This is a genomic window from Enterococcus casseliflavus (assembly GCF_029215545.1).
Classification (GTDB): Bacteria; Bacillota; Bacilli; order Lactobacillales; family Enterococcaceae; genus Enterococcus_D; species Enterococcus_D casseliflavus.
In genome coordinates, this window is the sequence record NZ_CP119393.1 from 2,707,082 (window position 1) to 2,727,188 (window position 20,107).

The 20,107-nt window shown below is 42.0% G+C and carries 20 protein-coding genes; 2 read left to right on the forward strand and 18 right to left on the reverse strand.

Annotated elements, in window-relative coordinates:
• Positions 1-50 precede the first annotated feature (50 nt).
• From P0G38_RS12915 to P0G38_RS12980, 14 genes are all read right to left on the reverse strand, one after another.
• Positions 51-1,103 (reverse strand): GGDEF domain-containing protein, encoded by a 1,053-nt coding sequence (locus tag P0G38_RS12915; protein WP_074536518.1) that lies wholly within the window; start codon positions 1,101-1,103, stop codon positions 51-53.
• Positions 1,104-1,435: 332 nt separating this feature from the next.
• The gene (locus P0G38_RS12920) at positions 1,436-2,545 is read right to left on the reverse strand and encodes a GGDEF domain-containing protein (protein WP_074536519.1); all 1,110 of its coding nucleotides are present in this window, start codon (positions 2,543-2,545) and stop codon (positions 1,436-1,438) included.
• A 4-nt stretch (positions 2,546-2,549) separates the two neighbouring features.
• Positions 2,550-3,257, reverse strand: coding sequence for an EAL domain-containing protein (locus P0G38_RS12925; protein ID WP_074536520.1), 708 nt, complete (start codon positions 3,255-3,257; stop codon positions 2,550-2,552).
• A 375-nt stretch (positions 3,258-3,632) separates the two neighbouring features.
• On the reverse strand, positions 3,633-4,040 hold the full coding sequence (locus P0G38_RS12930) for a NusG domain II-containing protein (protein ID WP_074536521.1): 408 nt from the start codon (positions 4,038-4,040) through the stop codon (positions 3,633-3,635).
• Positions 4,041-4,061: 21 nt separating this feature from the next.
• On the reverse strand, positions 4,062-4,460 hold the full coding sequence (locus P0G38_RS12935) for a hypothetical protein (RefSeq protein ID WP_074536522.1): 399 nt from the start codon (positions 4,458-4,460) through the stop codon (positions 4,062-4,064).
• A 37-nt stretch (positions 4,461-4,497) separates the two neighbouring features.
• Entirely contained in the window at positions 4,498-4,668 is a 171-nt protein-coding gene (gene rpmF, locus P0G38_RS12940) for a 50S ribosomal protein L32 (RefSeq protein WP_005225341.1), read from the reverse strand.
• 29 nt (positions 4,669-4,697) lie between these two features.
• Positions 4,698-4,832 carry a putative metal homeostasis protein gene (locus P0G38_RS12945; RefSeq protein WP_005237325.1) on the reverse strand — a complete coding sequence of 45 codons (135 nt, stop codon included), beginning with the start codon at positions 4,830-4,832 and terminating at the stop codon, positions 4,698-4,700.
• A 15-nt stretch (positions 4,833-4,847) separates the two neighbouring features.
• Positions 4,848-5,117, reverse strand: coding sequence for a 30S ribosomal protein S14 (gene rpsN, locus P0G38_RS12950; RefSeq protein ID WP_005225340.1), 270 nt, complete (start codon positions 5,115-5,117; stop codon positions 4,848-4,850).
• A 16-nt stretch (positions 5,118-5,133) separates the two neighbouring features.
• On the reverse strand, positions 5,134-5,286 hold the full coding sequence (gene rpmG, locus P0G38_RS12955; protein ID WP_005225339.1) for a 50S ribosomal protein L33: 153 nt from the start codon (positions 5,284-5,286) through the stop codon (positions 5,134-5,136).
• 301 nt (positions 5,287-5,587) lie between these two features.
• A complete protein-coding gene (locus P0G38_RS12960; RefSeq protein WP_074536523.1) occupies positions 5,588-7,567 on the reverse strand; it encodes a S9 family peptidase in 1,980 nt (659 codons plus the stop codon).
• A gap of 90 nt (positions 7,568-7,657) precedes the next feature.
• Positions 7,658-8,602, reverse strand: a complete 945-nt coding sequence (locus P0G38_RS12965; RefSeq protein ID WP_074536524.1) for a tocopherol cyclase family protein — start codon at positions 8,600-8,602, stop codon at positions 7,658-7,660.
• 118 nt (positions 8,603-8,720) lie between these two features.
• Positions 8,721-9,554, reverse strand: coding sequence for a DUF1129 domain-containing protein (locus P0G38_RS12970; protein WP_074536525.1), 834 nt, complete (start codon positions 9,552-9,554; stop codon positions 8,721-8,723).
• Between the two features lie 6 nt (positions 9,555-9,560).
• Positions 9,561-9,878 carry a PadR family transcriptional regulator gene (locus P0G38_RS12975; protein WP_074536526.1) on the reverse strand — a complete coding sequence of 106 codons (318 nt, stop codon included), beginning with the start codon at positions 9,876-9,878 and terminating at the stop codon, positions 9,561-9,563.
• Positions 9,879-10,030: 152 nt separating this feature from the next.
• Entirely contained in the window at positions 10,031-11,068 is a 1,038-nt protein-coding gene (locus P0G38_RS12980) for an NADH:flavin oxidoreductase/NADH oxidase (protein ID WP_074536527.1), read from the reverse strand.
• 263 nt (positions 11,069-11,331) lie between these two features.
• On the opposite strand from P0G38_RS12980, the gene P0G38_RS12985 reads away from it, so the two are divergent.
• Positions 11,332-13,470, forward strand: a complete 2,139-nt coding sequence (locus tag P0G38_RS12985; protein ID WP_275851754.1) for a HelD family protein — start codon at positions 11,332-11,334, stop codon at positions 13,468-13,470.
• A 164-nt stretch (positions 13,471-13,634) separates the two neighbouring features.
• Here the strand turns inward: P0G38_RS12985 and P0G38_RS12990 are convergent, their stop codons facing one another.
• Positions 13,635-15,011, reverse strand: a complete 1,377-nt coding sequence (locus P0G38_RS12990) for a CHAP domain-containing protein (protein ID WP_060792881.1) — start codon at positions 15,009-15,011, stop codon at positions 13,635-13,637.
• Between the two features lie 391 nt (positions 15,012-15,402).
• Here P0G38_RS12990 and P0G38_RS12995 point away from each other — a divergent pair, with 391 nt between their 5' ends.
• Positions 15,403-16,803 (forward strand): metallophosphoesterase, encoded by a 1,401-nt coding sequence (locus tag P0G38_RS12995; RefSeq protein ID WP_074536529.1) that lies wholly within the window; start codon positions 15,403-15,405, stop codon positions 16,801-16,803.
• A gap of 450 nt (positions 16,804-17,253) precedes the next feature.
• Here P0G38_RS12995 and P0G38_RS13000 read toward each other — a convergent pair whose 3' ends face one another.
• From P0G38_RS13000 to P0G38_RS13010, 3 genes are all read right to left on the reverse strand, one after another.
• Complete coding sequence (locus tag P0G38_RS13000) at positions 17,254-17,607, reverse strand: nuclear transport factor 2 family protein (RefSeq protein ID WP_074536530.1); 354 nt, start codon at positions 17,605-17,607, stop codon at positions 17,254-17,256.
• 589 nt (positions 17,608-18,196) lie between these two features.
• Entirely contained in the window at positions 18,197-18,397 is a 201-nt protein-coding gene (locus tag P0G38_RS13005; protein WP_005225331.1) for a cold-shock protein, read from the reverse strand.
• A 248-nt stretch (positions 18,398-18,645) separates the two neighbouring features.
• Positions 18,646-20,106 carry a glycoside hydrolase family 1 protein gene (locus P0G38_RS13010; RefSeq protein ID WP_074536531.1) on the reverse strand — a complete coding sequence of 487 codons (1,461 nt, stop codon included), beginning with the start codon at positions 20,104-20,106 and terminating at the stop codon, positions 18,646-18,648.
• Position 20,107: the final 1 nt, after the last annotated feature.

Sequence of the window (20,107 nt, forward strand, 5' to 3'; positions counted from 1 at the left end):
CATTTAAGGTAGTATTTTTGAAAATAAAAAAAGAAAAGAAGCCAACCCCGTCAGTAAAGACAGAGTTGGTCGCGACCGCTGCGCTTGGCTCGATACAATGCTTGATCGGCACGTTCTTGCGTTTGCATCAGCAGCTCGCCCTTTTGCCGTTGTGCGATCCCAATCGACAACGTGATGCTGACCGAATCGCCTGCATCCAAGATGATTTCTTGGTAACGGATGCGCTTTTGGATTTTTTCGAGGAGATAAGCAGCAGCCTGTGCGTCTCCTTGGATCAAGATCGCAAACTCTTCCCCACCGATGCGATAGACCGGATTGCTCGCCGTACAGTAGGTCGAAAAAATACGAGCGATTTCTTGCAAAATCACATCCCCAGCACGGTGTCCGTAACGGTCATTGTAATTTTTGAAATGATCGATATCGATCAAAGCGATCGATAAGTCCACCTCGGTCGTGTCTAGGCGTTGGCGGTCCTCTTGAAATTTACGGAAGTTGTTCAACTGCGTAAGATCATCGATTTTGACCAATGCCAAAATGCGCTGCATATCATTGACTATCGAGTAAAGGAAAAACGCCAAAGTATAGGCGAGAATGCCATAAACTATATAAATTAGGGTCGTTTTTTGAATATCCCCCGTCAAATAAAAACCAAAAAGAAAGGAGATAGCGATCAAGTAGCTAATTGATAGGAACAACTCTTGTTTGTCAGTAAATCGCCGTTTGGCCCAGGCATGCAGAAATGTCAGTGTCACTATCAAAAAAAACGTAAGGTATAAGTTCAACCAAGAAGATTTTGATACTTCAAACAAGAAACGTCCTAACGCTAGATTGACCATCGTCGGTACGGTCACCTTCCACCCCAGATACTTCATGGAAAAAGCGTAAAGCAAGAAGCGCAGGTCAAATCTCGTTTCGTATACGACGTAAGAGAAATTCATCATCAGCATCCCCACGACGGTTTCACAAGCAATCGCCGCTGCGATCTGTTTCGCTTTGAACGTCCCTTGGCCAACGAATCCGTCACTGATTTTGAATAACAAATAAATATTGATGATAATTGCGCCTAAATTTGCGAGTGTATTGACAACCAGCGTATTTGCCATTTCCTGTGCTTCCTTTCTAAAAAAAAGAACCCTTACTTGCTGATTCGACGGGACAATTCCAGAAACATTTCATTGGAAAAGCGGACAAAGCATCAAGTAAGAATCACTATTAATTATTGACAGTTTTTATCACTCTTGATTTAGAATAATTTACCAGAAATTATACATAGTTTCAATCTTTTTGTTAATATGCGAAGATTCTCAAGATAAATAAAATAATCAAAATGTATATTTTGTAAATAAATAACATTATTTCTTTATTATTACTAACTTTTTGTGCATAAAGATTTAATTCTTTGTGAATTTGTGTAAATTATTTTTCCATTATTTTTTTACGTCTCAGGCAAGGTGCACACCCGGTTTCGACCACTTTGTTTTGCGAGATAGAGTGCTTGATCGGCTCTTTCAACGGCTGCCAAGATATCCCCATGACAAACTGTGCTCGCTTCAACGCCGCAAGACAAAGACATCGTCCCTTTTTCAAAATTAGCGACAGGAAACATACTACTAGAAATGGTTTGACACAGTGTCGTCATCGCAGCTACGGTCTGTTCTTTGACATCCCCTTCGATCACGACACAGAACTCTTCTCCGCCATAACGATAAAAGGAAAAGGTCTCGGCAAAATGCGCCTCTAAAAAAGTGGACGTCCGTGAGGCGAAAGTTCTCAATAGCTCATTTCCGGCGATATGACCATAACGGTCGTTGACCTTTTTGAAGTGATCGAGATCGATCATGGCGATCGTCACAGTCTTTTTCTGTGAAACGGCTTGAAGCAGATCGTGGTTATAGGTCCCATAGTTGAAGCAGCCGGTCAACGCATCGATCTTACTATTCGCCAACTCTGCCAGTACTTGGTATTCTTGCCCCTCAATCAACCGATGCAACCACATAAAACTTCCTAGCAGCACGAAAGAACCAACAAATACTGCCAACATCGCTTCCCAGTCATAGGTCGTCGTATGATGGACTAGCATCGAAAAACGCGGTGAGAGCAGGCAGGTCAAAAAATACATCATATAAAATTGCTGTTGCGGACGCAGTGACTTGATTTTTGATAAGAGAAAATCAAGGACAAAGACACCGACACCTAATAGCGGTAAATAAAAGGCTTTGCCAATGTCAGAAAAACCGACAAACAGTAAATAGAAAACGACCATACACGGCGTTATCAAAATCAAGATCTTGCCACGATCACCATAGAAAAAATGACTCGCAATAAAAGCAGTTGTGTATTGATAACAGATAAACCCAACTGAATTCATTGAGAAAGAAAGAATAAAATACAAATGCGTAAACGTCAGAATACCAATAATAAAATACTTAAATGGACGAGAAACCGATATTTTTTGCACACTTCGTACAAAAACATCTGCGGTCACCAGTAAACTGGCAATCATCAGCGGCAAACCAAACGCCAAGAGCACGCCTCGTTCTAACATTCCATCACAATCGCTCTCCTTTAGACCATAAATATCCTTGTTGTAAATGAACCCCCATCTCAAGCAGCTGCGCCATCTTATCGCGGGTCTCGATGCCTTCAACGATCAACTCAAGCTGATACTTTTTGGCGACCTTCAACCAACAGGTCAAGAAACTAAACCCGATCTCCTCATCGAGCTGAATAAACGGCAGTAGTGAAAATTTCAAACAATCCACATTTTCAAGATTGGCAAAGACCAATGACAGGGTATTTTGGCCACAGCCGATGTCATCGACAGCGATCACATAGCCATAGGCTTTGATTTTTGCAAGGGCAGTAGACAAATCAAAAGAATCATGCTGACCTATTACAGGATGCTCTGTTAATTCGATCTGCAACTGCTCTTTGTGAGCAGTCATCCCCTCAAAAAAGGTCCACGTTGACTGCCACAGCAGCTGTTGTGGATGAATATTGACACTAAAGCGGGTTTTCGGCTTTTCTTGGCACAACCGTCGCAGCTCCTGGGCATACCACTCCATCAACTGCTGGTTGCCACTTTCAGATTGAATCATTGCGCTGAATTCTTGTTGCGGAAAGCGGTTGTTTTTCTCGCTGCGCAGCAAGACCTCATAGCCGTTCACCTCTTGCTGACTTAGCGATTCTACCTGCATGATTGGTTGACATAACAGATAAAAATTGTCTGTGTTTTCCCAAATTGTTTCATTTCCCATCTTCGTTAAGCCCCCATCTAGTAAAGTTATCACTTCCGAAAATTGGTCATATTTGTATCATCGCTCGTTCATAGTCCTTAGAAAAAGAAGCTTCAAAGGAACTGACTTGCCTAAGTATACCAAATAGAGCCGCAGTTCCCCAACTATTTTAGATGATTGGGCAGAAATTTTTGTGAACGATTGGACAGAGATTGTAGCTTTCACCCATAGTTCCTCTTTCTTCTGACAGTTGGAATTCTGCGCTTTTCTTGTATCAAAAACGCTGTTTCTGGCTGACTTACACGTTGGTCGATTGGCGGTTTTGACAGCTTCTTCTGCTCATCCTCATAAAAAAGCCAGCTGAACAGGAATTGTTCAGCTGGCTTCCTTTTTCTGTTAATAAATTAAATAGTCAGAGGCACCGGCTTGCTTGATCTCGATCACCAGCTTATGAGGCAGGCAAATGCTCGTCTGCCCATTGCGATAGATCCAGCTGGTTTTGACAGCAATCTGGTCGGGACTATTGTCTTCACGAACTCGGATCGCGCCATCTTTGATCTCGACGATATTGTACTGACCTTCTGCTGGATAGTAGGTTTTTTCCATCGCATCGATTTCTTCTAAGTTAAAACGGTCAACCTCATCTCCATTGATCCGCACGATTGCATACCGATCGCCGGTATCACTTTGAGCTTGTGCTTCAAATAGAAAAAGCGGTAAAAAAGAGCCGACAACTAACAGAACAAACAGCAGATAATCATAGGGCTTTAGAAGTTTTAAAAATGGCTGGATCGTCTTTTTCATCACATGTACGCCTTTCACGGTTCATTCACTGTTCCTTTTAGAAGGTAATCGCTCTTCGAAAAAAGCAGTTAGGTCGATGATCTCTTCCTCTGTGAAGGTTTCTTGCTCCCATTGGGCAAGAATTTGTTCTTGCAAAGCCAAATCCATTTCCCAAAAATGCTCGATCTTCTTGAAATGCTTTGAGTCAAAGGAACGAAACACAGGGTAGAGCATCAAAAATTCTTCAAAGGTAAGATCCCAGTCCTCAGTATAATCTTTAACGACCCCTTCTGACAAGGCTTTTTCCGTCGGATCGCCGTTTTCTTTGATCAAGCCTGCTTCGTAAAAATGGCGATAGATTGCCTCTTTGGTGATCTCTGGATGAAATTTTTTACTGTGACGATAGGCTTCTTCAATCAGTGACGGATAGATGATCTCCATTTTCCCCCTGCTTTCTGGACGGCGTCATAAGACGGCGTTAATTCTTTTCGATTGGGTGCTGCGCTTTATATTCTGCTAAAGATACATGGTGGCTGCGCTTGAAGGTTCCTGTTGTCCCATCAAACGAAATCGCTGGTGCTTTGACGCCATAGTGGGTCCGGCGCTTATTCTTTTTTGCTTTTGATGTTTTTCTTGCAGGTACTGCCATGTCATTTCCAACTTTCTTTCACTTTCTCATTATGCACGCAGCTGCAATGCATTTTTTCGTTTATTTCGCTTAAATTCATGAATGATCTTTAATGCGCGTTTCCTTGTTTTGATGTTCGGGCTCTTTAAACGTCGATACGCACTAGACAAGTCCGTTTTTTCCATATTGACTCCTTTCTGTTACCAGCTTGCTTTTGTAACGCCGGGAATTTCTCCGAGATGTGCATGCTTACGGAAATTGATCCGTGACATGCCGAATTTATTCATGTAGCCGCGCGGACGACCATCGATCATATCCCGTTTCTTCAAACGAGTCGGATTCGAATCCTTCGGTAGTTTGGCCAATGCTTGGGTATCTCCTTGTGCTTTTAGTTCTTGACGTACTGCTCGGTATTGTTCGATGAGTTGTACTTGTTTGTTGTATTTTGCAATTTTTGATTTTTTTGCCATTCAGTTATTTTCCTTCCTATTTCTTGATTTCACGAAAAATCGCTCTGCGCCGCAACTTTGGTGAATATTTTTTTAATTCTAAACGTTCCGGCGTATTGCGCTGGTTCTTATTGGTCAAATAAAGTCTTTCCCCTGTCTCCACACATGCCAAAATAATATTGTTTCTCATAATAACCAGCTCCTTTCTCTTGCGTCACACCAAAAGAACACTTAAAGTGTAACGATTACGTTTTGTATCATATCACACTAAAACACAGGAAGCAAGCAAAACTATTTCTTCTTTTTGTTATTTAACACGTGAAGAAAACGTCATATGAATTTGTTTTCAACCGTCGCTGTCATTGGCGGCAAGATAACAGAAACCTATAGCTTTTGATCCCGCAAAAAAATCACCTGATTTTTTAAGAAATCACTGGTTGGGCTTTTCAAGCAGCCCAAGTCGTGATTCTTTGTCAGGTGATTTCATTCGGTTAATTTACTGATTGGTTCTCATGTGATGCAAGCCATTCACTGATCGCCTGCAAGCGTTCTATCCGCAAGTTCGGCAAGCCATTGCGCGACAAACCATGAGAGGATTGAGGAAACAGCATCAGCTTCGTATCGACGCCTTGACGTTGCAATGCCATGTAAAACTGCTGTCCTTGTTCTTGCGGACATCGCAAATCATTTTCCCCATGGAGGACTAGCGTGGGTGTCTTGACTTGGCTGGCATAGGCCAAAGGCGACATCTTCCAAAGTCCTTCGGTCTGATCAAGTTCCCGCAACAATTGGAATTTGACAAAGGCAGGTCCAATGTCACTCGTCCCATAAAAGCTGATCCAATTTGAGATTGAGCGTTGCGTAACGGCCGCACAAAAACGATCGGTATGGCCAACGATCCAGTTGGTCATAAAGCCACCATAACTGCCGCCAGCCACATGGATGGTGTTCGTATCGATTTCTGGATGGTTTGCCACCACGGCATCCACCCCCAACAGCAAGTCTTGATAATCTTTATTGCCATAATCACCTAAAATCGATTTGACAAATGTTTGACCGTATCCTTGCCCGCCACGAGGGTTCAACAAGATGACCCCATAGCCATTAGCGGCATGGACTTGCATCTCATGGAAAAATGTTTCCCCATAGCAGACCTGCGGACCGCCATGAATGTACAAAATCGCTGGATGATTCTCCTTTGTTTCGGTCGGAGGCAAATACCAGCCTTGAATTTGCCAGCCATCTGCTCCTTCGTACCAAAACGCTTCGGGTTTACTGATCGTTAATTGTGACATAACTGCTTGGTTAGGATCATAGAGATCGGTTACTTCGCCATTTGTTAAGTCAATCAACGCTAAGCGACTAGGGATCGTTGGCGTCGCATAAGCAACAGCAAGTTTGGCTTCTGAATAGATCGCCGCATCGAGGATATCCATTTTTTCATCAAGTAGTTTGGTCCATTCTCCTTGGGTCGTGGCACGGTACAATTGTAGCTTGCCATGTTCTGTTACGGGTACAAGGAATGTGTCATCCGTCAACCAGGTGATCGCTACGCCACGATTTTTTTGTTGAAAATCACTGATGATCGCATTGCCAAAGGCAACATCTAACTCCTTGGAAAGATTTTTGACTGCTTTCGTTTTTAAGTCGATCAAAAACAAATCATCCAAGGTCACAAATCCGTAAGAGAGATCATTGCCTAATAGTAACAGCTGATCATTGCGCGCAGCAGCAAAAGTGTAGGTTCCTTCTGGCAGGATGTTTTCTAAACTTTCTGTCTTTTTCGTCTGGCTATCAAGGAGACAAACCTTCGAGCCATAGTCCCATTCATCTTCTTCCTCTTTGTCAAAGGTGAGGAACAACGTCTTCTGATCATCCGCGATGCCAGAAAAAACAAAGGGAGAATCATGCTCAAAAATCAGTTCCGTTTCTTGTGTCGCGATCGTTTTTTTGACGATCGAATGTTTTTTTTCTTTTAAAAAGCCTACGCCATCCGCCAAATAATTGACTTTCGTAGTAGCTTTTACTTCTGGAAATTCCTTTTGCTTGTCCGTCTTTTCTGTGTCGTCTTGATTCTCTGAGACCGGCTCTTCTTGTGCCAGCTTATAATAGACCGCCGTTGCGTCTTGCTTCCAAAAATAGTCCCCCAGACCCTTCTCAGTGACAAGTGCTTGGGGCTTGCCTCCGGACACTGGCATCGTCCATAACGTACTTTCACCTTTCTTTGGATCGGTCGTCACAAAACTGAGCCTTTGCTCATCTGGCGAGACCTTTAGGTTGTTGTGGGTCGTCGCTTCGGTGCCCCACTCACGCCGTTCGTTGGTCTTTGCGTCAATACTATAAATCGCTGAATCATACGTATTAGTCTCTTGGTTGACTGCCGTTTCCAAGTAAAAAACCTGATTTTGCCCCACTGCAGGCTGCGCAATCGTTTTCAGTTCAAATAGTGTCTCATTCGTTATTTTTTCCATCCGTTTCCCTCCAAAGATACGTGTTTTCGCAGTAACTATCTACTAGTATATCAAAAGAAACGAATTTTTCTGCTTTTTTCCCGCCTTTTTTTAATAGTGAAATCCTCGCAGATTCGCTACTTCTTCAAAACCAGCTGACGTCCCTGTCTGCCGCAAGATCTCCTGCCCATTTTCTAAAAGGGTCAAGGCAATTTCCGTACTGGCGCTTTCGCGAATGATCCGATTCATTTGCCCAATAGAAGGTGCTAACAACGAATGGCCTTCTTTCGTCAACACTTCGATCGTCAGCAGCCACTGTTTTTGTTTGAGCTGGATCACTAAACGGTCTTCCGTACGTTTGACATCATGAATCTTTGCACCATGATAAGTAGCAAAACGATATTCTTGGCTGCCGACTTGCAGAACACAAATCGTTCCCAAAAAAGCAAAACCAGCAAAGGGAATGTCGGCTGCGGAGAAAAAGAACCGTACATCTGGTGCATCAAAACTGTTGCACTGAACCCAGATATAAGCTGCTGGAAAGGAGGTACCCCAGTCTTTTTCCAAATAACCGATCCCGTTCGTAAAATCGATTGGTTCTTCGTTCCAGTACAGCGTACCTTCTAAGGTATGACTCATGCTCAAGACACCGTGGTAGCACTCCATAAATGACAGATACGAAAAAGGCCCCATGATACTCGGCGCATAACGTGTCCGCTGAATCGGTTTGTGGTCGTTATATTTTACTGCTCCTTGTACTTGGAGATCGTTATTTTTTAAAGAAACTTGAATGCCTGCTTCACTAAAGATATTGTCACCAATCGTTACTTTTCGCTCCTCTTCTGAAACCTGAAAATCAGTTTCTGGAAAGGGGAAGTAATGCGCGCCCTCATGATTGATCACTTGAATGAACACTTCTTTGGTACCGTCTTCTTGAATCGAAAGACCTGGAATAAAAGCATAGACTTCTTCACCGATTTGGTGCTTATGGTACCAGCCTTCAAAAAAAGCGGTCTGCTTGTCGTGGCCGTGAAAGAACCGATCTGTTGTCAACATCTTGATTTCCCTCCGTTTCTTTTTTAAGTGTAGCATGAAGCAGAAAGATTCCTCAGGATAATGCTTTTGTCCATGTAAAAAAGCCAGAAACAAGCAACACACTTGTTTCTGGCTTTGCTTATTGCTTTTTCATCACTCGACGGGTCCACCAGAGAAAAATAAGAAACCCTACAACGAGCAGTGTCAAAAGTCCGCCGGTCATCCACGATGGATCCCCAATGTGATAAAATGCCATGGCTTTTTGCAGGCAACCAAGCAACACAAATACCCCCAGTAGAAAAACGATCGGATAAAAAGCTTTTTCTTTGCGTGATACAACAAAAACGATCGCCGCTACCAGCAAACTGCCAACCAATACTACATCAAGAGGAAATGCGATCGTCAGGAGCCACCAGTTTGGGGTCAGCAGATTGATCAACAGTGAAAGACCAATCCAGCCACTCACAACGAGCCAAAGGGAGCCGAAACGAATCACCTTGCTTGTGCCCTTCTTTTGATAGATGGTTTTGCTGATGATCGCAAAAATCCCGATGACCGCTACCACAGTTACCAATCCTGTTAAAAGATAATCCAGCAGGTTAAGAACCAGTGGTCCTTGATTTGTAAAATCAGCTATAAACTTGATGCCCCAACTGATGCCAACCGCTAGATACGCCAATTTGAGACGCTCTTCGAGATTACTCTTTGGCGTGTTTGCCAATAGTTCATCTGCTACCCCTTTCGGATCATTGCCAAAATAGTGTTGCGCCTCTTCCCCATGAGTTTGTGCTTCTAATAAATCCATTGCAATCGCGTATACCTGCTCTGTGACTTTATGCTCATCGTAAAAAAGGCTGGAAAGTAAGAGGTAGCTTCGAAAATCATCAAAAAATTGGCGATTTTTCTCATTGAATTGTTGCTCGATCAGATTGGTTTGCTCTCGCCAATAGGTCGTCTCTTGTTTATTTGCCATGTTTCCTCACTCCTTAAATAATCCTTCGACTTTCTTCATTAGGTTCGTCCATTGTTCTCTAAATTGTGCCAAATAGTCTATGCCTTTCGGGGTGATCAAGAAATACTTGCGATCAGGTCCTTCAGGTGATTTTTTCATCTCAGAGGTAATAAGTTCTTGTTTTTCCAACTTCTGCAGCAAAGGATAGATCGTGCCGCCAACGATCGTTTCAAAGCCTCTTTGCTTCAGTTCCTGTACCAGTTCATAACCATAAATCTCTTTTTGAGCAATCACTTGCAAAACACACCCTTCCAAAACCCCTTTTAGCAATTGCGTCTCTTTCACGATTTCCCTCCTTTGGTTCCCTTTATCTAGTTTGTTATACAAACTAGTATTGTACCTAGTATACGTGTTTGTCACTAGTTTGTAAAGCATACTAGTAGAATAAAAAAATCTCCTAAGAAGAATTTTCTTCTAGGAGAATTTTATCAGATGATTCAACGCTTCACCCCGCGTTGATAGGAATCATTGTACGCTTGAAAAGACTTATCGTGAAGTTTCGCCGCTGCATCTGCCAACCAGTTGACATTTCTGATCAATGCGCGGCCTTGTAAAACCAAATCCACTTGATTGGTTTGCAAAAGATATTCGCAAAGATCAGGATTATCCAATAAACCGACTGCTGCTACGGGAATATCGACCACTTGCTTGATAGCTGCAGCAAAGGGCACTTGATAGCCATCATAGATCGGAATGTTAGGCTTTTTATCCACCACACCGCCTGTGGAACAGTCAAGACAATCAATGCCATCTGCTTGAAGCCATTGGGCCACTTGCTGCCAATCTTCCAACGAATTTTGGCGTCCTGGTTCTTCATAGTCTGTCAGTGACAAGCGCATCCACAAGGACCCAGAAAAGACTGCCCGAACTGCTTGTACCGTTTCTTTTACAAAGCGATAGCGATTCTCTAAGGAACCACCATACTGGTCGGTGCGTTGATTGACGAGAGGCGAAAGAAATTGATCCATCAAGTAGCCATGAGCCCCATGAAGTTCGATCATCGTGACACCCGCTTTGGCTGCTCGTTGGGCAGCCTGAACAAAACTATCTTGCACCCGTTTGATTTCCGACAGGGTCATTTCTGACGGTAACGGGTAGCGTTCGTTAAAGGCAACGGCACTTGGTGCCAAAGGATTGCTGGCATCAACTGCTTTTCGTCCTGCATGGCTTAGTTGGATGCCTACTTGCGCATCGAACCCATGCAGCAGTTCCACCAATTTCGTCAGCTCTGTTTGCTGCTCTTCATTCCATAACCCTAGATCATTGTTTGTGATTCGTCCGTCTGGTTCAACGGCAGTCGCTTCAATAATGATCAAGCCGACTTTGCTTAATGCTCGTGCCCCGTAGTGAACAAAATGAAAAGGCTCCGCAACACCGTCTTCTTTTTTTACTTCATACATACACATCGGCGACATAACGACGCGGTTGGCCAATGCTAAATTCGCTAGCTTCACTGGTGACAATAATTTGGACATGCTGACACTCCCTCAACGATTTTTCGCTTTGTATTTTTCTCTATATTCAGTATAAACAGCCCCTTCAAAAACACAAGCAATGACCCTTTTTCCCATTTTTAAAACAAAAAAATAGACGCATTCTGCTTGCTCCCATGACATTGGAACAATCAGCTGCCTCTTCCCACTATTATTATACCGCATCCAGAGTCAAAAAAATAGACTAGTATTTTTGGTGGATGCCCGTATAATTGAGATACTTTGGAGAATGGATGTGAGTCTAAATGAACGACCTAAAGGCTGAAAAGAAGCATCTCGCAGACACGTACCAGCAATTGCTGACGCGAAAGACAGTGCTGAACAGTTTATTGACTGAAGGCAGAAAAAAAGATCGCCTTGAGATGCAAAGCATCGGCGAAGAGATTCGCTTAAACTTTGATAATTTTGCTGACCGTTTAGATACTTTTGCTGCCATCGAAAGTAAGAATCGTGAGATCGACCAAATGAACGCCGCTCTTCAATCTGCTGAACGTGAATTAGCTGCCATCGACCGTCTACTGGATAGTCCCTACTTTGGTAAAATCTCCCTACAATTTGAAGATGAGGAAACGATAGAAGATTTTTACATTGGGATCAATGGTTTTGTTAATGAAAATAAGGAAGGGTTGATCTATGATTGGCGCTCCCCTATTGCCGAATTGTTCTATGCCAAACGCTTGGGCCCGGTCTCTTATCAAGTGAACAATCAGACGATTTCTGCTGCTCTTGAACATCGCCGACAATTTATTATCGAAAAAGATCACATGAAGCAAGCCTTTGATACCTCAGTCGCGATTCAAGATGAAGTGTTACTGGCAGCCCTTGAAGCCAATAATAGTCAAAAAATGCAAGATATCACCGCTTCGATCCAACACGAACAAAACGTCATCATCCGTGACTTAGCGCATAAAAACCTACTGGTCAACGGTGTTGCTGGAAGCGGAAAAACGTCTGCTGTCATGCAGCGAGTCGCCTTTTTGCTGTACCATTTTCGTGAAGAGATGACCGCAGAGAATGTCTTGATCCTCTCCCCGAACTCTCGGTTTATTGATTATATTTCGCAAGTGCTGCCTTCCCTCGGTGAAAAAAATCCATTGACGTTGACCATGCGCCAGTTTTGCCAAGCATTTCCTAGTGTTGACTTAGAATCGGAAGAGGCGTATTTTGACCGCATCCAGCAAACACCCAGTGAAGCAATCGACCTTTTGCGCAGTGCGGACTTCAGCCGCTTTCTTCAATCCTTGAGCAAACAGCTGCCAGAAGAACTTGTGCTTCAGTTTAAACCAATCAAAAGAAAAAACGTCGTCCTTTTTTCTGAAGAAACGATCGACACTTTCTTCCAAGAGACACCGAAACAGGCATCCTTGCGCGATCGCATCCAAGCAGTCAAAAAGAAATTGGCTTACGCTTGGGAGGATCGACTGCAAAAAAATGCCTTAGCAGCAAATGTTCACGACCAAGTTCGTTCTTTGACTGAAGACGAACAGCGCTCCCTATTAGGGACAGTTTTAAAGGATGATTCAGAAAAAACGATTCAGAAAGCAGCCATTCGCCTCCTGAAGAAAAAATACGCAAAAGTTTCCAAACAAATCAACGACCTTACTTGGTTTGATACGAAACGATTGTTAGCAGACAGTGCCGACTATTTTACTCACGGACAGATCACTTTGACGCAAACAACAGATAGTTTGGATTATACCGTTTGTCTATTGCTGATTCGTCATTTGCTCGCCGAAAAACAACCTGTCCCTGCGTTACGCTATCTGTTTATCGATGAAGTCCAAGATTATACGCCAGCACAAATTCAGTTTCTATTATGTCTTTTTCCTATGACCGCTTTTACCCTCGTGGGGGATCAGCAACAGGCGATCTTTACAAGTGCCATCACCGTATCAGAAATCCAAACGTTATTTCAACAACAGGCGAAATTCCTCGAAACGTATCAGCTGACTACGAGTTATCGTTCTAGCGGTGCAATCACGCGGTTATTTGCCCAAATGCTACCAAAAGAAACCAATTTAAACATCTCTGCCGTTCGACCAGAAGGAAAGTTGCCACGGTTTTATGCCAATCTGCCTGACGTTGCGTTAGTAGACATAATAAAGGAACTTAAGCAACCAGTAACGATCATCACCAAAGATAGTCGATCCAGTGAGGCGCTCAAACAGTTCTTCGATAAACAGGCCGTGTCATTTCATGGAACGGTTTTACCGATTTATCTTGCCAAAGGATTGGAATTTAAGCAGGTCCTCTTATATGATGTCTCAGAAGAAAATTATCATACCGATCAAGACCGGCGAATTCTCTACACGGCGATTTCTCGTGCAATGGAAGAACTGGTGGTAACTTCAAAAGGAACCTTTTCGCCGTTTCTCACTCCTTGAATAGTAAAACGAGAAACCTCCTACTTTCTATAGAATCTTGATGAGATTTGAGAGAACCCTGTCTTGCCTCTCTGAGTAGTTCTCTTATCTGATTGATTTAGAAAGCTATCGATCAAATAAAAAAGCATCAACGCGATTGCGTTGATGCTTTGCTTTTGAATTGATTAGCGATGGATGTAAGTATATCCAGATGCGCTCATTGTTGCAGTGTTTGGTCCACCAGGACTGTCAAAGCCCATTCCGCCTTGAGAGATTGTGATGGTATTGTTTGATGGGTTGTATGATTCAACATAGGCTACGTGTCCATAAGTTGGATCAGCAGTCCATTCGCCACCAACTGATTGACCAGCGGCAAAGACTACAACGGCACCGGCTGCTGGTGTACCATTGACAGTGTATCCATCAGCTGCAGCTGACGCACCCCATTGTGCACCATTACCCCAGTAAGTACCTACCCAAGGAGCGCGGTTTTTCACGTACCAAGTACATTGACCCCAAGCATACATGTTACCTGAGCTTGAATGATCTTTTCCGCCGCCAGTAGAAATACTTCCGGTAGAATTATTGTTTGATGAAGAGTTTGAGTCTGAGTTACTTGAGCTTGAATTGCTTGAACCAGTGTTTGAAGAGCCTGCGTTCGATGAACTTGAGCTGTTAGAACTGCTGGTATTGCTTGAGCTTGTGTTGCTTGAAGAACTACTTGTTGCTGTTTCAGTAGAAGCTGTTGTATTCTCTGTCGTGCTTTCAGTTGATTGAGCAGCAGCTTCTTGTTGTGCTTCTTTCAAAGCAGCAGCTTGTCTTTCTTCTTCTGCTTTTTGAGCAGCAGCAGCTTCTTGTTGTTCTTTCAAGATACGTGCTTTTTCAGCTTCTGCTTCTTGTTTTTTCTTATTCAATGCATCTTTGTCTTTTTCAGCAGTTGCTTGTTCTGCTGCTAAGTTTGCTTTCAAGACATTTAAATCAGCTTGTTTTGCTGCGATGGCATCTCTTTGTTGGCTAAGTTCTGCTTGGTTCGCAGCAACTTCTTGGATCTTGCTTTCGTTTTCTTTGACTTTGTCTTCAACATCTTGTTTGTCTTGTTTTTGTTGTTCAACTAAATCATTGTTTGCATTGACGATCGTTGTCATCGCTTGTACGCGACCGATAACATCCGTTAAAGAATCTGCTTCTAAAACAGCATCAATGAAATTGGTGCTTTGACCGTTAACTTGTACATCACGGGCTTGCTTTTGGATTGCTTCTTCACGTTTGGCAATACGCAATTTCAATGTTGCGATTTTGTCTTGCAATTTCTCAGCTTCCTGACCTAACTCAACTTGTTTCGCTTCTAATGAAGCAACTTTTGCACTCACTGTTTCAATTTCTGCTTCTAGAGAATCGATTTGTGATTGGGCGTCAGCTTGCTGACCTTTAAGAGAATTGATTTTTTGGTCTTGCTGCTCGATTTGATCATCAATGGAATCTGCAAATGCTAATGCAGGTGCTGCAACTGCTGTTAATGTTAGTGAACACACCATTAATGCTGATAACAAACTATTCTTCACTCGTTTTTCCTCCGACTAGCTGGTTGATTTGACAGATGAACTGCCTTTATAAAAACTTAATTTTGTCTAAGAAAGTTTAATGTTCGATTTAACGACAAATGAATTCTACCATAATGATATGACACACAGATAAAGGAAATGTTACAAAAATGTTTCAATCTAACACTTCCTTTATCTCAACGATAAATAACAAAACAATTAAAGACCGTTAAATCAACGTTTCTGAATAAATTACCGCGTTTTCTTTTCATTTTCATCATCAAAAATAAAATCAATTAATGTTATCTTTATTGAAAGTAAAGCTAATTCGTCAGGGTTTAAAGCTTGATCACACTTTTTTTAATAAGAAAAACTATGAAAACAAGAAATCATTCAAAAAAAGACCATTTATGTGACAAGATCCCTATTCCTTTCTATAATAAATAAAACAAGCGAGGAGGGAATCGCGATTCGTACACACAAAAAATGGTTTTGGCCATTGGCACTACTTACACTTTTTGTCACCTGTTTCCTGTTATTCTTTCAATTTCGTAAGGTGCATGAAGCCGATACTCCATTGCAACAGGCGAGCAACAGTGAGTTTTGGCTCTTAAGTGATATTCATTTTCTTTCCTCCACGCTCCATGATAACGGCGCAGCCTTTCAGACCTTCACAAAGGGAGCTGCTGGCAAAGAGATGACGTATCAAGAACAATCGATCGAGGCCTTCACCGCTCAAGCCTTAAAAGAGAAACCCACGGGAATTATTTTGACCGGTGATATGACGCTCAATGGCGAGAAAGCAAGTGCTCAAGAGTTGGCAAGATTGCTTGAACCATTGCAAGAAGCTGACATTATGGTTTTAGCATTACCTGGCAACCACGAGATTTACAATGGTTGGGCGCGAGCATTTAAAGGTGAAAAGGAATACTACGCAGATCAAATCAGTCCTGAGGATTTTCAAACGATTTTTGCTGAAGGTTACGAAAAAGCCAACAGTATCGACAAGTCTTCCCTTAGCTACAGCATTCAGTTAAACGACAAGTATCGTCTCTTTTTGCTCGATTCATGTATCTACGATTCTGAGGTTAATTGGGATGATCCTACTACGAATGGTGAGTTGAAACCGGCTACTCTAACTTGGTTGGAGGAGCAATTAACCCTGACGAAAGAAGCGGAGCAAGTACCACTGGTCTTTTTGCACCATAACTTGTTCAGTCATAATGAACTCTTACAAGACGGTTATGTTCTTGACAACGCCTCTGAGACTGTCGCTTTGTTGGAACGCTTCAACGTGCCAGCCGTTTTCTCTGGTCATATCCACATTCAAGACATTAACGAAGGGAATGATTCGCTTTATGAAGCAGTCACTGGGTCTTATTCAACGGCAGAATTAGGCTACGGTGTCCTTTCTCTTTCTGACAAGGAAATCAACTACGAAGCACGCCAGATTGATCTCGATGCTTGGGCGGCTGAAACGAAGCAAACAGATGAACAGTTGCTGAACTATCAAAACTACCAGAAAAGTATTTTTGAAAAAGACACCGACCAACTGGTCCGTGACCAATTGTCCGCAGTGTCTGAACTGTCAGATGCCCAGATGACAAAACTTTGCGCGTTTGTCACGAAGTTGAACACCGCCCTTTTTACTGGCAATGATACTTACTCAGCCGAAGAAAAAACTGCTATCAAAGACTCCGAGGAGTATCAGTGGTTAGCGACCTATTCTTACTTTTTGAAGCAATATGTCGATTCAATGCTCGACGATCAAACCGATGATCGCAAACTGACGATCCCCCTCACAGCAGAATAAAGCCAAAAAGTGTCTTCTTCCTTTCTTTTAGGAAAAAGACACTTTCTCTTTTCTAATGAACGATAGCCCTCTCGTTTGGGTAAACGAGAAGGCTATCTGACGAGTCAATATTTATTCTTTGAAAGTGCAGCATACTATTACTACTATTATTTATTTCTCATTTAAACGATACAATCCCTAACCTCTATTGTATCCTTGTAACTCTGAAGTTACGCCAGGTTTGAATAAATTTCTTCAAAACAAGTAACGTGTGGTACAAAAATATTTGTCGCTTATCAATAACTATACCACGCAACTAGGCGCCGACGGAAGTAAACTAGCTTATTCTTAATCATTACTTAAACAAAAGGTATTGTTTTCAAACAGTGTTGCTCCTTTAAGAATTCTACGTGAAGCGATCAACCTTCCTGTCATGCATATCTGCTAACCATTCCTATAAGGGAATTCCTTTTATTCAATAGGCAAGTCGTGCTGTTTTAAGAAAGATAATTTATCCCAGTAGCCTCTTTGAAATAAAATTTTATCATTTACTATTTGAAAAAAACCGCAACCTCTCAAACCTAAGGGGTCACGCCACTCTAAAATTGCCCATTGTCCATCTTCGAAAATATTCTCAACGATACAAACCATTTTTGCGTTAGAAAATTCTTGCTCAAACATCTGCTTGATCGCTTGTTTCCCAACAACTGGCTCATTAGCAACCTGATGGTTTATTGCATTGTCATCATATAATTCTGAAATAATTTCAACATCTGCCTGATTAAACGCATCAACCCATTGGCAAAGTATTTCTTTTGGCTTCATATAAATCCCCCTCGAAATGTAATCATCTTTGTTCCCATCTCCAATAAAAAAAGTAGCTAATTTGTACCAATATATTCTACTTTTACAATTCATTCAAGACAATATCGATGAAACGAATAAGAATTATCGACCTTTCACATCGATTACTCTTGTATAAGTACGGGGGACCATACATTGAATCGTGGCATTTTCCACTGTACCTGTTTCTTTATTCTATTCAAATGAGACATGCCATTTGAATCACTAGCGATCATTGATTTTATTGGTAGCGATGCTACTAAACCTGTTCAATCACTTTTTCATTTATTGTGAAAAGCATTTATTTATTGAATACGGTATATAGCCTCTCTTTCTGTTTTCCTCTTTTTATACGCTTATCATCGAATGAGAAATCATGGATAAGTAAAACGCAACGCTTAGGGTTAGTTGACTATCGAAAACAAAGATGTACTATTTACCATGTCAGGCCCTCAAAGCCTGCAACTATTCTCTTGTAACAGATCCTGGAAACCTTATAAATTTCAATATTTACATAAAATAAAACAAAAAAAAAGCGAGAACCCAATGGATTCTCGCTTGTTAACGTCAATTAACCTTTAACGATGTTTGTTGCTTGTAAGCCACGTTGGCCTTCTTCAACGTCGAAAGTCACTGCTTGACCTTCTTCTAAAGTTTTGAAGCCGTCGCCTTGGATAGCTGAGAAGTGAGCAAATACATCATTGCCGTCTTCACCTGTAATAAATCCAAAACCTTTATCTGCATTAAACCATTTTACTGTACCGTTATTCATAAACGTATACCTCCATATTACACATCGACTGTGTTTATTTGTTTGTAATAGAAAATGATGTGTAATTGAAGTGTGTATCAATAGAAAAGATAAACAAGTATTAACATATCAGAACTTTACCTATTCATCATAGCATGGTTAAAATAAAATAGCAAATAAAGTTGGCTTTTTTTCTTGATAAAAAAGCTAAATTGTTAAGAAACCTTATGATTAAGCCTAGCAATTGCTTTATCTGGAAGAATCAAAAATCAAAGAGTTGCGCCGTTTGAAGCAATTACTTTTTTGTACCAATCAAATGACGCTTTCTTGATGCGTTTCTTTGTGCCATTGCCTTCATCGTCTTGGTCAACATAGATAAAGCCATAACGTTTCGACATTTGTGAGGTTGAGGCACTAATGATATCGATACAGCCCCATGCCGTATAGCCAAAGACCTCGACGCCATCATGCAACGCTTCATTGATTTGTTCAATATGCTGACGCAGATAGTCGATTCGATAAAAATCATCGATGGTGCCATCTTCGTTTACGACATCTTCTGCTCCCAAACCGTTTTCGGCAATAAACAAAGGTTTTTGGTAGCGGTCATAGAGTTGATTCAATGCTGTTCGCAACCCTTTGGGATCGATCTGCCAGCCCCATTTACTGCTTGGCAAATAGGGATTTTTAATCCCACCAGTGATCAGATTCCCAACAGCACTTTCCAAGCGTTCTGGATGTGCGCTGACTGCGCTGGACATATAGTAACTAAAGGAAACAAAATCAACCGGGTTTTCTCGGATGACTTCTAAGTCTCCTGGTTCGATCACCAATTCAACTCCTTTTTCTTCAAACATGCGGTTGGCATATGCTGGATAATAACCTCTTGCCTGCACATCACTGAAAAAGAGTGAGGTTCGTTGACTTTCAACTGTTTTTTGGACATCGTCTGGATCACAGCTGTACGGCGTTAATAATTGATAGCTGATCATGCAGCCGACCTTGGCATCGGGAATCAATCGATGGCAATAGTCAGTCACGATTGCGCTGGCGACAAATTGATGGTGCGCCCCTTGGTACTTGTCTTGTTCAATATTAGGATGACCTTCTTCAATGATCCCGACACTAACATATGGATGGTGTTTAACACAGTTGATTTCATTAAAAGTCACCCAGTATTTGACTTTCTTTTGGTATCGCTCAATCACCGTCTTGGCAAAACGGACGTAAAAGTCGATCACTTGCCGGTTTGGCCATCCTCCATACTCAGTCACTAAATACAAAGGCATCTCATAATGGGATAGTGATACCACTGGTTCGATCCCATACTTCAAACACTCATCAAAGACTGCGTCGTAAAATGCCAATCCAGCTTCGTTTGGCTCTACCTCATCCCCCTTTGGAAAGATCCGTGTCCAGGCAATTGACATCCGATAGGCTTTGAAGCCCATCTCAGCAAATAAACGAATATCTTCTTTAAAGTGATGATAAAAATCGATTCCCTGTCTTTTCGGATAGTATTTCGTGCTGTTTGGATCCTGTGCTTCTGCAACTTGCTGATGAGTCATCATATGCCATTGGTCAGTCCATCGTTCTTTCGGCATTGAGGAATCGAATAGATAGACATCAGAAACCGACAAGCCTTTTCCATCGATTCCAGAACCTCCTTCAACTTGGTTGGCAGCTGTTGCTCCTCCCCAGAGGAAATCTTTTGGAAAATAACTTTTCATT